The sequence below is a fragment of the Mesorhizobium sp. M4A.F.Ca.ET.022.05.2.1 genome, from assembly GCF_003998845.1.
In the GTDB taxonomy this organism is placed as follows: Bacteria; Pseudomonadota; Alphaproteobacteria; order Rhizobiales; family Rhizobiaceae; genus Mesorhizobium.
In genome coordinates this window covers 1-634 of record NZ_RZOJ01000808.1, presented here as the reverse complement: position 1 = coordinate 634, position 634 = coordinate 1, and the positions used below count along the sequence as shown (strand labels likewise).

Genomic DNA, 634 nt, shown 5'->3' with positions numbered 1-634 from the left:
CCAGCTTCGTGTCAGCACCCGCCGTCTGCACCAGCGTGAACACCGTCCGCCCGTCCGCCACGCCGTTCACGTGCGTTGCATCAACGAAGTCGAACAGGATGCTGGATCCTTTCGAGTCCAGCCCCGTATCCACGTTGTCGATCAACGGATTGAGCGACACCGTCACGGGCTCGTCGGCGCCTGCATTCACCAGGCCCGCAATCTGCGCACCGGTAAACGCCGCCACCGTGGTCGTCGCGTCATTGTCCGTAATGCCCGTCGACAGACCCGTCAGTTCGTCCTCATCAACGTTCACGTTCACCGTGGCCGCGTTGTTCTGCGGCACGTCGTTCTCGATCGTGACCGACGCTCCGGCGTCGATCACCACGCTGTCGCCGTCAAAGTCGGTCGCTGCGAACACCGACGCCAAGCTCAGCGCGATCGTCTCCGCGTCGCCCCCGCCGGTCGCCAGCGGCGTGTGGTCGATCTGATCGAGCAGCGTGAAGGTGAATGCGTCGTCGGCCGTGCCCAGCTTCGTGTCAGCACCCGCCGTCTGCACCAGCGTGAACACCGTCCGCCCGTCCGCCACGCCGTTCACGTGCGTTGCATCAACGAAGTCGAACAGGATGCTGGATCCTTTCGAGTCCAGCCCCGT

General features: G+C 64.4%; 1 protein-coding gene. It reads right to left on the bottom strand.

Going from position 1 to position 634, the window contains the following annotated elements; genetic code table 11:
• The coding region (locus EN745_RS36480; protein WP_189363284.1) for a hypothetical protein at positions 1–634 on the bottom strand (634 nt) is incomplete at both ends.